We start from the raw sequence: 13747 nt of genomic DNA on the forward strand, positions 1-13747 counted from the left end.
GTGGAACACCCTGAAACCCGAGGACAAGAAGACAATATCTAATTCCTGTTTTCTACTCTACATGCAGCGCTTCACTTAGTCTCTCTTTCGTTGTCTTTCTGGAGACAACTATAGTAAAATATAAAAGAGCTTCGCAATGCTGATAACTAGCATTAACAAGGTATTTTTAAAAAAGAACTCGCCTTTTCAAATTTCATTTTACGAACTGCATACTAATAGAATTGAAATTGTTCTGATTCACAGCGCAGATTTTACTTGCATTCGATTGTTACCAGGGGGAGGACGCGGCTATGGAAAATAATAATAGCCAGCTTCATGATTATATGATCAGCCATACAAACGAAATGACAGATGAATGGCTTTCAAGCCGGGACACAGCTGGATCGCTGATGTATTCGCCGGATGCTCCTGAGGAAGTTGTCAACAGGCTTCGTGAACAAAATGGCCTGACGGTTGTGGCGGTCTCAAAAGTGTTTTTAGATTCTGAAAATGTTTTTAACGAATATATAGAAAATTGGGCGTCGGAAGTTGGGAAGGACCGGGCTAACAGCAGCGTACCGATTTTTGAGGTTATCCACCATGTGAAGGTTTTTCGGGACATCTACTGGAAGCAGGTTAAAAACTATTTCCTTGAACATCAAAAAGATGCACACCTCGAAGAGATCTTTCATTGGAGCAGCCGCGTCAATTCTGCTTTTGACACGATTATTGAAAAGTTCTCTGAGCACTATTACCGGGCAACGCTCGATATGCTTGTTTCTCAGCAGGCGTTGATCCAGGAGCTAAGCAGTCCGGTTATACCGATTTCCGATGACATTGGCGTGCTGCCGCTGATCGGTGATATTGATACCCGGCGGGCGAAGATTATACTGGAATCGACCTTAAATCAATGTATTCAAAAGCAAGTAAAGCATTTATTTATCGATTTGTCAGGCGTGATTATTATCGATACAATGGTCGCCCAACAGATCTTTCAAGTGATCGCTGCATTGCGAATTGTCGGCGTCAAAACGACTTTATCCGGTTTGCGGCCGGAGGTTGCCCAGATCGCGACGCAACTTGGCGTCAACTTTAAAGATGTAGATATTCAAAACAATCTGGCGCGGGCTCTTCGTAAACTGGGATTCAACCATTCCTAAAGCAATTGTGAGGGTTTACAGCTAATTATGTTTAAAAGAGGTGTGGCTATTGGCTATTAAGTATTTATCAGCCCTTATATTGCCTGGACTGCTGGTGCTATTTTTCGCCAGGGTCACATACAGTAATGTTATCGGCTTAGTGTTAACCGTTGCATTAATTGCAGCTTCTGTCTATAAAGGCTACACGGATTCGTTCCTGTTGATCATTGTTGATGCTTTCTCATTAACAGCAGGATTCTGGTACGCTAAAAGAATGAAACAAAAGATAAAGAAAAGTGCTTAAAAAACCTGCCCGGGGAAGCCGCTGGCAGGTTTTTATTGTCGTGTTTAGAATCGTTACCCAGTATAAAGGAATCTACCTAGATTAGGCATTGGTCAAAAAAGGTTAAATCTAACCATTTTTGGAAAAAACGAATATCCGTTCGCATTTTATTGGTTTGTTTTAGGTGTTTTGTGGTAGAATGTTGATATGAGTTTTTTGATGAAAACCTATAAAACGATCTTTTGTTTCTATATTTAAGGAAATGAGTAGATTGTTTCGATATATTTCTGTTTTGTTTGAAAAGGAGGTTTGTTTATGAAGGACCAATTTGAGTTAGTCTCGAAATATTCCCCGCAAGGCGACCAGCCGGAAGCGATTAAAAAAATCGTTGCCGGACTCAAAGCGGGCGAGCGTTACCAGACCTTGCTCGGGGCAACCGGAACAGGGAAGACATTCACGATTTCCAATGTTATTAAGGAAGTCAATCGACCTACGCTCGTTATTGCTCACAACAAAACACTGGCCGGACAGCTATATAGCGAGTTTAAGGAATTCTTCCCGAATAACGCTGTGGAGTATTTTGTAAGCTATTACGACTATTATCAGCCAGAGGCATATGTCCCGCACACGGATACATTTATCGAAAAAGATTCAAGCATCAATGATGAAATTGATAAACTGCGCCACTCTGCGACTTCTTCGTTATTTGAGCGGAAAGATGTCATTATTATTGCCAGTGTTTCCTGTATTTATGGTCTCGGTTCCCCGGAAGAATACCGGGAACTTGTTGTATCGCTAAGGTCAGGAATGGAGATTGAACGTAACCAGCTGCTCCGGCGTCTTGTTGATATTCAATATGCACGAAATGATATTGATTTTAAACGGGGAACATTCCGGGTTCGCGGCGATGTCGTTGAAATTTTTCCTGTCGCAAAGGATGAACACTGTTTGCGTGTTGAGTTTTTTGGAGATGAAATTGACAGGATTCGTGAAGTAGATGCTTTGACAGGTGAAATTATCGGCGAGCGCGACCATATTGCGATTTTTCCTGCTTCCCACTTCGTTACCCGGGAAGAGAAAATGCGCAAAGCAATTGAGAACATTGAACAAGAGCTGGAGGAGCAATTGGCGAAGCTTCGTGCCGAGGATAAGCTATTGGAAGCACAGCGCCTCGAACAACGGACCCGTTATGATCTGGAAATGATGCGGGAAATGGGCTTTTGCTCGGGTATTGAAAACTATTCCCGCCATTTAACGCTGAGAGCTGCCGGGTCAACTCCTTATACTTTGCTTGATTATTTTCCCGAAGACCTCCTGATTGTAGTCGATGAGTCTCATGTTACACTCCCGCAAATTCGTGGTATGTACAATGGTGACCAGGCCAGAAAGAACGTCCTCGTTGAGCATGGTTTCCGCTTGCCATCTGCGCTGGACAACCGACCGCTCATGTTTGATGAATTTGAAGAACACGTCAATCAAATTGTCTACGTATCCGCTACACCTGGACCGTTTGAGATAGAGCATACGCCGACAATGATTGAACAAATCATCCGGCCAACCGGACTGCTTGACCCAACCATTGAAGTTCGCCCGATTGAAGGGCAAATAGACAATTTAATCGGCGAAATCCAGGAGCGAATTGACAAGAATGAGCGGGTTCTTATTACGACGCTGACGAAAAAGATGTCAGAGGATTTAACAGATTATTTAAAAGAAATCGGTATTAAAGTTCAGTATCTGCATTCTGAGGTCAAGACACTGGAACGAATCGAAATTATTCGTGAATTGCGCCTCGGAAAATATGATGCACTGGTCGGGATCAACCTGTTACGGGAAGGACTTGACATTCCGGAAGTCTCGCTCGTTGCGATTCTTGATGCGGATAAGGAAGGCTTCCTTCGTTCTGAACGTTCGTTGATCCAGACGATAGGCCGGGCGGCGAGAAATGCCAATGGCCAGGTAATCATGTATGCCGATCGGATCACCAATTCAATGGAACTGGCGCTTAATGAAACGAAACGGCGCCGTGAGATACAGGAAGAATATAATACGAAGCACGGTATTACACCGCAAACAATTCAAAAAGACATTCGCGACTCGATTCGTGCAACCTATGCGGCCGAAGAGAAGGAAGAATATAAACCGGCGGCATCTATTGGCAAGCTCAATAAGAAAGAACGTGAAAAACTGTTAGTCAGCATGGAAAAAGAAATGAAGGACGCGGCCAAAGCGTTAAACTTTGAACGGGCCGCCGAGCTTCGTGATTTAATATTAGAGTTGAAAGCGGAAGGATGACGGTTACATGGCTATGGATAAACTGATTGTGAAAGGTGCGAGAGCCCACAATTTAAAGAATGTTGATGTCACGATTCCGAGAGATAAGCTTGTTGTTTTGACAGGATTGTCGGGATCCGGAAAGTCGTCATTGGCTTTTGACACGATTTACGCAGAAGGCCAGCGCCGCTATGTTGAATCGCTTTCCGCCTATGCCCGCCAATTTCTCGGGCAAATGGATAAGCCGGATGTCGATGCCATCGAAGGGTTATCCCCGGCTATTTCGATTGACCAGAAAACGACGAGCCGGAATCCCCGTTCGACTGTTGGAACGGTGACGGAAATTTATGATTATTTGCGTCTGCTTTTTGCGCGGGTGGGCCGGCCGGTTTGTCCGGTCCACAACGTTGAAATCTCCTCGCAAACGATTGAACAAATGGTCGACCGTATCATGGAGTATCCGGAAAGAACAAAGCTGCAGGTTCTTGCTCCAATCGTTTCCGGAAGAAAAGGTACGCATCTTAAAGTACTTGAGGATATAAAAAAGCAAGGCTATGTCCGGGTCAGAATCAACGGGGAAATGCACGAAATCGGTGATGACATTGAGCTTGATAAAAATAAGAAGCACTCGATCGAAGTGGTCATCGACCGTATTGTTGTTAAAGAAGGGGTGGAAGCGCGTCTTGCAGACTCCCTTGAAGCAGCTCTAAGTCTGGGGGAAGGCAAAGTTGTCATTGATGTCATCGGGGAAGCTGAGCTTCTTTTCAGCGAGCATCATGCTTGCCCGCTCTGCGGATTTTCTATTGGCGAGCTTGAACCGCGCATGTTTTCTTTTAACAGTCCTTTCGGTGCTTGTCCTGACTGCGATGGCCTTGGCGCAAAGCGCGAAGTCGATGAGGATCTGGTCATACCTAACCGGGACCTGTCGTTGCGGGATCATGCGATTGCTCCATGGGAACCGACGAGCTCGCAATATTATCCGCAGCTTCTTGAAGCGGTATGCAATCATTATGGAGTTGATATGGATACACCTGTTAAAGACATCCCCGGCCATTTGCTTGATAAAATCCTTTACGGTTCAAACGAGGACAGAATTTATTTTCGTTATGAAAATGATTTTGGCCAAATACGGGAAAATTATATTGAATTTGAAGGCGTTATTCGCAATGTTGAGCGGCGCTTTAAAGAAACAAGCTCCGATTATATTCGCGAACAAATGGAAAAATATATGGGTGAAAAACCTTGTCCAACCTGTAAAGGCAACCGTCTAAAAAAGGAAAGCCTTGCGGTTCTCATAGCAGGACAGCATATTAGCCAGGTAACGGCTCGTTCGATTGAAGAGGCATACCAGTTTTTTGAGAATTTACAGCTAACAGATAAAGAAATGAAGATTGCTAACCTTATTTTTCGCGAAATAAAGGAACGCCTTGGCTTTCTGATTAATGTTGGGCTTGATTATTTAACGCTAAGCCGGGCAGCTGGAACCCTTTCAGGCGGGGAAGCCCAGCGGATCCGCCTTGCAACACAAATCGGATCCCGTCTAACGGGCGTTCTCTATATCCTGGATGAACCATCAATCGGCTTGCATCAGCGCGACAATGATCGCTTGATTGAGACCTTAAAAAATATGCGTGACATCGGTAATACATTGATTGTCGTTGAGCATGATGAGGATACGATGATTGCTGCGGATTACTTGATTGATGTCGGGCCAGGTGCCGGGGTTCACGGCGGTGAAATTATTTCAGCCGGGACCCCTGAAGAAGTTATGAATGATCCGGCCTCATTAACCGGCCAATACCTGTCTGGCAAAAAGTTCATCCCGCTTCCGGTTGAACGGCGCAAAGCAAATGGCCGTTATCTTGAAATTAAAGGGGCACGGGAAAATAATTTAAACAATGTTTCCGTAAAGCTACCATTAGGGCTGTTTATTGCGGTTACAGGCGTGTCCGGCTCTGGTAAGAGTACGCTTATCAATGAAATTCTTCATAAAAAACTTGCCCAGCAGCTTCACCATGCGAAAAGCAAACCGGGTGAGCATAAGGACATAAAGGGAATTGACCATTTAGAAAAGGTCATTGATATAGACCAGTCGCCAATCGGGCGGACGCCTCGTTCAAATCCGGCAACCTATACCGGTGTGTTTGATGATATCCGCGATGTGTTTGCTTCGACGAATGAAGCAAAGGTGCGGGGCTATAAAAAAGGCCGTTTTAGCTTTAATGTCAAGGGCGGACGCTGTGAAGCATGCCGTGGGGATGGAATTATCAAGATCGAAATGCACTTTTTACCTGATGTATATGTTCCATGTGAAGTTTGCCATGGCAAGCGGTACAACCGGGAGACGCTCGAAGTGAAATATAAAGGCAAGAATATTTCCGACATTTTAAATATGACGGTTGAAGACGCGAATGAATTTTTTGAAAACATTCCGAAAATCAAACGAAAGCTGCAAACGATTGCTGATGTCGGGCTTGGCTATATTACATTAGGGCAGCCGGCCACAACGCTGTCAGGAGGAGAAGCACAAAGGGTTAAACTGGCCTCCGAGCTGCACCGCCGTTCATCCGGACGATCACTTTATATTCTTGACGAACCGACAACCGGACTGCATGTTGATGATATCTCGAGACTTTTGGTTGTCCTGCAACGGCTTGTCGACAACGGTGATACAGTGCTGGTGATTGAACATAATCTTGACGTCATCAAAGCGGCTGATTATATCGTTGACCTCGGTCCGGAAGGCGGGGACCGGGGTGGCACCATTGTTGCTTCTGGAACACCGGAACAGGTAGCCAAAGTGCCTGGTTCGTACACTGGAAAGTATTTAAAGCCGGTCCTCGATCGAGACCGATTGCGAATGAAGAAACTGATTGAAGAGAAAGAACGCGTTGCGAATTCATAAAATGAGCGAGCAGCTGTCTTAAAATAGGCAGCTGCTCTTTTAGTTTTTAAATAGATGTTGATCTCTTTTCACAACGTTAAAGGTCTTAATCCAAACTCATTCCCGGGGCCGAGGTGTCGATCCGATGCAGTGTGGTAAAGTAATAGTAAGTATATTACCGAAAATAAAATTGGCTGAAACTTTGGGTCACTTCCTTGCGTACTACAATTAAGGAGTTGAACGTATCAATACAAAAAGGTTGCTTTAAGTTATTTTAATGTAATATTTGCCGTGTGTATTCAGTGATTGTAACTCAGAAATCCGTTAATAAATCATTCTTGTTGGAGGGAAGATAATGAAAGAGGAACGCAAGCGCATATTAAAGTTGGTCGAAGAAGGCAAGCTTTCTGTGGAAGAAGCATTAACCCTGTTGGAAGGGCTTGACGATGCAAGCAAGTCGAAGGAACAAAAGCAGCAGGATAGCGTCCATGAAATATCGACAAACGTCGAATTTCAGGAAGCAAAGAAAGAGCAGTTTACCCACCAAAAGCTGCAATCGACAAAAGACAAGATTTTTGAATTTGTCGATACCGCTTTCCAGAAAATAAAGGATTTCGATCTGGATTTTAACTTTGGTCATTCGGTCGATATATCGCATATTTTTCAGCATGGCGATGCGTTTTTAAAGGAGATAGACATTGACATAGCGAACGGGTCTATTCGAGTTTTACCGGGGAACGAGCGCGATGTCCGGATAGAATGCCACGCCAGGATCTACCGTGTCGAAAATCAGGACGAAGCGAGACGAAGCTTTTTAAAGGATACGATCTTTGCAATTGAAGGTGAGAAGCTCCGTTTTGTGACCCAGCAAAAGTGGATGAAAATTGATGCAACAGTCTATATTCCTGAGGACGAATACGAGCATGTGAAGGTGCGGATATTTAACGGGTATATTGCCGGCAATGGTTTATCCGCGAAAAATTGCAAAGTAAAGACAGCTAACGGGAAGATTAATCTTGATGGCGTAAGCTGCGAAAAGCTGGAAGCAGAAACAGCCAACGGTCCGATCACGATTGTTGGCAGCAGGATTGGAGAGGTTGATGCGGAAACGATTAACGGGCCGATAAAATTAGAAGGGGACTTTGCCGAGGTAGATATCCAGACCTTTAATGGCAATGTTCATTGCTCACTTACAGGGGATAGGGCCGAACGCATTATCGCAAAAGGAGCAACGGGGAGCATTGAATTATTCATTCCTGAGAAGCTCGCGGTCAATGGGAATTTGAGAACGAACCTCGGTGGTTTTACCGTAGACCTTGAGGGTATTCAAATAGTTGACGAAAAAAACGAAATTGCCCAAAAAACAATGACCTTCAAGCCTGTTAACGAGGAGATCAGAACTGTAAATCTGTCTGCAGAAACAAAAACAGGCTCGATTTCGGTGCGAAAATCTTTTGGAATTAATTTAAAAAAATAGGAGGAATGGAAATGAAGCTTGTCCGATCGCGAACAGACCGCAAGCTGGCAGGTGTCCTTGGTGGTTTAGCCCAGTCACTTGGCATAAATGCAACGATTTTACGAGTATTATTTGTCATTCTCCTTTTCTTGACCGGGTTTTTCCCGTTGACGATTGTTTACCTCGTTCTAGTGTTTATTTTGCCTAATAAGGAGTACTAACAGATGAGATGGCTGCTCGGTATAGGAATTAACTCGGTGTTATTTATGGCAATAGCCGGTTATTTTGAAGATTTTTATTTAGAGGGTTTTGGTTCGGCACTTGCTGCGAGTTTTATTTTAGCGGTGCTTAATATTCTTGTTCGTCCGATTCTGATTTTGCTCACTTTGCCTGTTACAGTTCTGACCCTCGGTCTGTTTTTATTTGTCGTGAATGCAATCACGTTACTTTTGACAGATGGAATTATGGGCACTGCGTTTGAAATTGAAGGATTCGGTATGGCGTTCCTTGCAGCAGTGCTTATGGCGGCAGTTAACCTGATTATTCAAAAAGCTGTGATCAAACCTGCAAGTCAAAAATAAATCAGGGAAGCCGGCACCCCAATCGGTGCCGGCTTTTCCTTTTCGAACCTATTTGCCACGCTGCATTGAGTGGATAAATTTATAACGGTCAGCGCGGTATGCCGATTTAACGTATTCAAACGGTTTGCCATCCTTTAAAAAGGAAGAGCGATGGATTAATAAGATAGGCGCGCCTTTTTCAATCTGTAAATGCTTAATTTCTATGTCTTTTGCGATTGCAGCCTCGATCTGCTGGGTAGCCTCATGGATAGTGAATGACAGCTTCTCCTCAATATAACGGTAGAGGGATTGGTTGATGATCTCTTCAGTGAGGCCCTTTATTAAGTTCGCAGGTAGATAAGTAGTCTCCAGCGCCATCGGAGCTGCATCTGCAAGGCGAACCCGCTTAATTTCGTAAACAGGTGTATTTTCTTTTATGTTTAGGCGGTGAGCTGTTTCAGCCCCGGCGGCAATGATCTCGAAAGAAAGCAGCTTACTGCTCGGCTTCATTCCCCGTTCGATCATATCCTCGGTAAAGCTCGTTAATCCGTGGAGCCGCTGCTCTACTTTTTTCTTATTGACAAATGTTCCTTTTCCTTTTTGACGGTATAAATAACCATCACTAACTAGATTGTTCAGCGCCTGCCTGACGGTCATTCTGCTGATCTGGTACCGTTCCGCATATTCCCGTTCGGATGGAATCGCCTCGTCCGCTTTAATAGCACCGCTCTCAATTTTGCTTTTAAGGTGTTCTTCAAGCTGATGATATATAGGAATCGGTGAGTTTTTATCAATCATGGTCGATTCTCCTTGTCTTTATGCTAAATCAAATTCAATGCGTCCTCATCAGCAAAAATCGTGACGTTTTTATGCAACTTCAATGCTGAAGCCGGAAACTGTTCATCGGCATCACCGCCAATTAGCCGCGCGATCGCGTCTGCTTTGGAAGATCCGGACGCCAAAAGGTAAATTTCCGCACTGTCTAAAATTGTTGCAATTCCCATTGTGATTGCCGAAGTCGGAACTTCATCGACGGACGTGAAAAATCTGGAATTTGCCTGCCGGGTACTCTCTGCAAGGGAAACAACATGGGTTCTGCTAGTAAAAGGGGTACCTGGTTCATTGAAGCCGATATGCCCATTATGTCCGATTCCCAATATTTGCAGATCGATTCCGCCAAGAGCTTGAATCGTCTTTTCATAGCGGGCGCACTCAGTAAGCAGGTCCGTCGCAGTGCCGTTAGGTATGAACGCCCGCTCAAGCGGAAGATCGATATGATCAAAAAACTCACGGCACATGAAAGAATGATAGCTGTTCCGGTCCTTTTGATCAAGGCCGATATATTCGTCAAGATTAACGGAGGCAGCCTGCTGATAGGAGGTGCCGCAATGCTTGTGGTCTTCAATGATGCACCGATAGACGCCTTTCGGTGTGCTGCCGGTAGCAAGCCCTAAAGTAATATCGGGTTTGCTGCGCACCTTCTCAATAATCCCTTTTGCAGCTTTCATGCTCATTTCTTCATAGTTGCTTGCACGAACAATCTTCATTGCTTGTCGAACACCTCTTTTCCGTAGGCGATTTGGCCGCGGCATAATGTGATGATCACTCGAAGCTGTTCATCAAGGATGACAATATCGGCATCTTTTCCAGGCGCAATGCTGCCTTTGCGATCAAACATGTTCAGCTGCTTTGCCGGGTTGGCGCTTGCAAGCGTAATCACATCGAGGAGTGGGGCGTTTGTAAATTCATTCACATTTTTAACCGCATTATTCATTTTTAGAATACTGCCGGCAAGGGTACCGTCAGCTAATAGCGCTTTTCCATCGGCTACTTTTACGGTTTGTCCCCCAAGATCGTATTCACCATTTTTGAGGCACTTAGCTCGCATCGCATCCGTGATTAATATTATTCCATCCTTGCCCTTTGCGTTGAGAACGAGTTTGACCATTTCAGGCCGGACATGGATTCCGTCTGCAATCAGTTCGATCTTAAGTTCATTGAGCAGCAAAGCCGCTCCGGCTGTTCCCGGCTCGCGATGGTGAAGCCCGCGCATTCCGTTAAAAAGGTGTGTCACGTGTCGGGCTCCGGCCCCGGCCGCTTTCGCCATTACCTCGTAGTTGGCATCTGAATGGCCGATTGAGGCGATCACATCTGTTTCGTGCAAATAGTGAATAAAATCGAGGCCGTTCGCAAGCTCGGGAGCTACAGTGACAAGCTTAATTTGGTTTTCTGCCGCCTGTTGCCAATCTCTGAACAGGTCTATATCCGGATCAATAATATATTCCTCCGGCTGGGCGCCGGCACGAATTTTATTAATAAACGGACCTTCGAGATGGATGCCGAGCATTTCTGCTTTACCTGGTTTATTTTGCGTTGTGCTGTACTGGGCCGCATTTTCAAGCGCTTTTTTAATTGCAGTTTTCTCCTGAGTAATCGTTGTCGCCAGAAAGCTTGTCGTCCCTTCTGCAGGCAGGGTGGCTGCGATTGTCGTTAACGCATCCGGGGTGGCGTCCATTGTATCTGCCCCGCCCGCACCATGAATATGGACATCAATGAATCCGGGGACGGCGGTATAGCCGGCGGATAAATCGATAATTCGAGCTTGTTCATCAAGATTAGGAAGCTGGTCCATTGTGCCGATTTCCTTAATGGCAGTGCCTTCTATATAGATGAACCCATTATTAAGCCACTCGTTTTCAAGAGCGATCCTTCCGTTAACAATAAGAAGACGATCCAACCTCTTCATCTCCATTTCCTAATAACTTTATAGTTGAATGAATTCATAAAGCAATTCTTTAATTGAAAAACGAACAGTTATTTAAAATTAAGACAGTATTATTCGTTTCCTACGGCATACTCCTGTATAACCAGACAACTTCATTCGTTTTTCGGTTTAGCTTATTATTGTGAAATTGACTTAGTTATATTATAAACGTTTTATTATATAGTTGTCTATACCAGTTGGTGTAAAATAGACCCCCATACCACTATTAGCAAGGGTATGGGGGCCTGTTTTTTCTATTCTCCAATCGCTTTCCGCAAATAGCCAGAATGCTTTTCAAGCAGGTCTGCTGCTGCTTTCGCTTCCAACCCGGTGATAATTTGTACAATCGCGGCTTTTGTATTGTAATTTTGTTCGTCCAATGCAGCTTTTACAGTTTCTTCGTCAGCACCGGTTGCCATTTTGACGATATTCTCGGCCCGTATAAACAGCTTTTCATTCGTCATTTGCACGTCAACCATGAGATTGCCGTAAACTTTCCCCATCTTAATCATCGATGCGGTTGTCAGCATATTTAGAACGAGTTTTTGCGCGGTCCCGGCTTTCATCCTTGTTGATCCGGTCACGACTTCCGGCCCGACAATCGGGGCTATCGTTACGTTTGCGACCTTTTCCATTTCAGAATCCTTACTGCAGACGACAGCAACAGTGGCAGCGCCGATTTGATTGGCATATTCAAGAGCGCCGATCGTGTACGGAGTGCGGCCGCTCGCAGCAATGCCGACGACAATATCCTGTGCCAATAAGTGAATGTCCTCTAAATCCTTCCGACCTTGATCGTGGTCATCTTCGGCACCTTCAACGGCTTCCGTCATCGCCTTTTTCCCGCCTGCAATGATGCCGACCACCATCTCGGGTTCTGTTCCATATGTAGGCGGGCATTCGGAAGCATCGATAATGCCGATCCGTCCCGATGTTCCTGCGCCGGTGTAAATAAGCCTGCCGCCGCTTTTAAAAGAAGCAACGATCATGTCAACTGTTTTTGAAATGGACGGCAGCTCCCGGGCGATCGCAATCGGAACGAGGCTATCCTCTTCATTGATAGTTGAGATGATCTCATCTGTTGCCATTAAATCGATATTCATCGTTTTTGGGTTACGCTGTTCTGTATTTAATTTCGATATATTCATATTAACCCTCCATGATAAATGTAAATTTCCCACCAGCCCGAATTTGCCTGAGCAGGGGAATATCCTCATCCTGTACATAGCCGATAACATTGACCCGTTCATCTTTCGGCAGATCTGTTAACGTGACCTGGAGCTCACCAGAGTATCGGCCGTAAAGCTGATTATCGAGCGTAATCGCGCCTGTACGGCGTTCAAGCTGATTGGCCGGCAGAATTTGTCCATTTCCGGTTTGGGCATATGACCGGGATTCTACGGAGCGAATGACGTCCCGGGCCGGATCCATCCGGTTTGTATGGATCTCGTTAAGTATCGGAAGAGAGTCGTTTTGATCGACAGGCTTCATTTTTAACAGGATCACGCCATTTACAAGGCTTGATAGCTGCTGTAAAGTGCTGTCGGTAACAGTATGATCTCCGATTAAAACTTTGTCTGTATAGAGTGAATACATTAATTCAGCGGCTGAAGCTGTCGGGGAAGCGCTTCGATGTTCCTCAACCGTTGGCAAACCGGCAAAGACCGGACCCCTTAAATCCAGGTTTCCCGGGATAAATGCCATTGTTGTCAAGCCTTTATTTTTTAAAAATTGATTTCTTTCCGATAGGAAGCGTGCATCGAGCCCGGTCTCAGGACGTGGGTAAAAGTTATGCCATGCTTCAACATTGCTAACGTTTAAGCCCATACTGATCCATTCATCAAGCTCCGTATGTGACACTGTACTGGCATTCATGCCTACTTTCATCAGCGCTGACAACTGGACGATTTGATCGGCACTAAACCCGTAATCAGCCCGGATTCCAGTAAGCCCCCAGTCCGTTAATTGGCTAATCGTTTCCCATGTCAAGCCAAGATAGCTTAATGATAAGGGGGAAACATCTGCCAGAAGCTCCATATCATTTTCTTTGGCCAAGGTTCCCAATTCAATGAGCAGCTCTTTATATCTGGCATGGTCATCTTCGGGAATATGGAGCGATGTAAAGATAGACTTTAAGCCGCACGAAGAAGCTTTTTCAATCCAGATGCGGTTTTGCTCTCTTTTATTCTCTGTTAAATACACGGAGATCCCAATCAACATGTACACCTCACAGCCATTAGGGATTTTTGAAAAACAAACACCAAGAAGGAGGAATAAGGTTTCCTCCTTGTTTTATTTTGTGCTTGAGCGTATACAAGCAACATTTGAGCCTACACCCATATTAAAAGTTATCAAGTATACGAGTTAAATGCAATTTCCTTCGGGACGAATCATTGTACAACCGGGTT

General features: G+C 44.8%; 12 protein-coding genes. 7 read left to right on the top strand and 5 right to left on the bottom strand.

Annotation, left to right across the window (positions count from 1 at the left end; genetic code table 11):
• Nucleotides 1-290: 290 nt before the first annotated feature.
• The 7 genes from CVD23_RS00005 (at nucleotide 291) to CVD23_RS00035 (ending at nucleotide 8596) form a co-directional block, all read left to right on the top strand.
• Nucleotides 291-1139 (top strand): STAS domain-containing protein, encoded by an 849-nt coding sequence (locus CVD23_RS00005; RefSeq protein ID WP_101575933.1) that lies wholly within the window; start codon nucleotides 291-293, stop codon nucleotides 1137-1139.
• A gap of 49 nt (nucleotides 1140-1188) precedes the next feature.
• A complete protein-coding gene (locus CVD23_RS00010; RefSeq protein ID WP_101575934.1) occupies nucleotides 1189-1422 on the top strand; it encodes a CsbA family protein in 234 nt (77 codons plus the stop codon).
• 294 nt (nucleotides 1423-1716) lie between these two features.
• Nucleotides 1717-3696, top strand: a complete 1980-nt coding sequence (uvrB, locus tag CVD23_RS00015; RefSeq protein WP_101664578.1) for an excinuclease ABC subunit UvrB — start codon at nucleotides 1717-1719, stop codon at nucleotides 3694-3696.
• A 7-nt stretch (nucleotides 3697-3703) separates the two neighbouring features.
• Nucleotides 3704-6580 carry an excinuclease ABC subunit UvrA gene (uvrA, locus tag CVD23_RS00020; RefSeq protein ID WP_101664580.1) on the top strand — a complete coding sequence of 959 codons (2877 nt, stop codon included), beginning with the start codon at nucleotides 3704-3706 and terminating at the stop codon, nucleotides 6578-6580.
• Between the two features lie 334 nt (nucleotides 6581-6914).
• Nucleotides 6915-8036, top strand: coding sequence for a DUF4097 family beta strand repeat-containing protein (locus tag CVD23_RS00025; protein WP_101664582.1), 1122 nt, complete (start codon nucleotides 6915-6917; stop codon nucleotides 8034-8036).
• A 5-nt stretch (nucleotides 8037-8041) separates the two neighbouring features.
• Entirely contained in the window at nucleotides 8042-8236 is a 195-nt protein-coding gene (locus tag CVD23_RS00030; protein WP_101575938.1) for a PspC domain-containing protein, read from the top strand.
• 3 nt (nucleotides 8237-8239) lie between these two features.
• Nucleotides 8240-8596 (top strand): phage holin family protein, encoded by a 357-nt coding sequence (locus CVD23_RS00035; protein ID WP_101664584.1) that lies wholly within the window; start codon nucleotides 8240-8242, stop codon nucleotides 8594-8596.
• Nucleotides 8597-8644: 48 nt separating this feature from the next.
• Here the strand turns inward: CVD23_RS00035 and CVD23_RS00040 are convergent, their stop codons facing one another.
• The 5 genes from CVD23_RS00040 to CVD23_RS00060 all read right to left on the bottom strand — a co-directional run bounded on the left by CVD23_RS00040 (nucleotide 8645) and on the right by CVD23_RS00060 (nucleotide 13556).
• Nucleotides 8645-9373: a GntR family transcriptional regulator gene (locus tag CVD23_RS00040; RefSeq protein WP_101664586.1), complete on the bottom strand. Its 729-nt coding sequence runs from the start codon at nucleotides 9371-9373 to the stop codon at nucleotides 8645-8647.
• Nucleotides 9374-9396: 23 nt separating this feature from the next.
• Nucleotides 9397-10122 carry a glucosamine-6-phosphate deaminase gene (gene nagB, locus CVD23_RS00045; RefSeq protein WP_101575941.1) on the bottom strand — a complete coding sequence of 242 codons (726 nt, stop codon included), beginning with the start codon at nucleotides 10120-10122 and terminating at the stop codon, nucleotides 9397-9399.
• Nucleotides 10119-11312 (bottom strand): N-acetylglucosamine-6-phosphate deacetylase, encoded by a 1194-nt coding sequence (nagA, locus tag CVD23_RS00050; protein WP_101664588.1) that lies wholly within the window; start codon nucleotides 11310-11312, stop codon nucleotides 10119-10121. The genes nagB and nagA overlap by 4 nt, the downstream gene beginning before the upstream one ends.
• Nucleotides 11313-11593: 281 nt before the next feature.
• Entirely contained in the window at nucleotides 11594-12487 is an 894-nt protein-coding gene (gene murQ, locus CVD23_RS00055; RefSeq protein WP_101664590.1) for an N-acetylmuramic acid 6-phosphate etherase, read from the bottom strand.
• Nucleotide 12488: 1 nt separating this feature from the next.
• Nucleotides 12489-13556 (bottom strand): DUF871 domain-containing protein, encoded by a 1068-nt coding sequence (locus tag CVD23_RS00060; RefSeq protein ID WP_101664657.1) that lies wholly within the window; start codon nucleotides 13554-13556, stop codon nucleotides 12489-12491.
• Nucleotides 13557-13747: the final 191 nt, after the last annotated feature.

The sequence above is a fragment of the Bacillus sp. V33-4 genome, assembly GCF_002860225.1.
GTDB classification, from domain to species: Bacteria; Bacillota; Bacilli; order Bacillales; family Cytobacillaceae; genus Bacillus_BJ; species Bacillus_BJ canaveralius.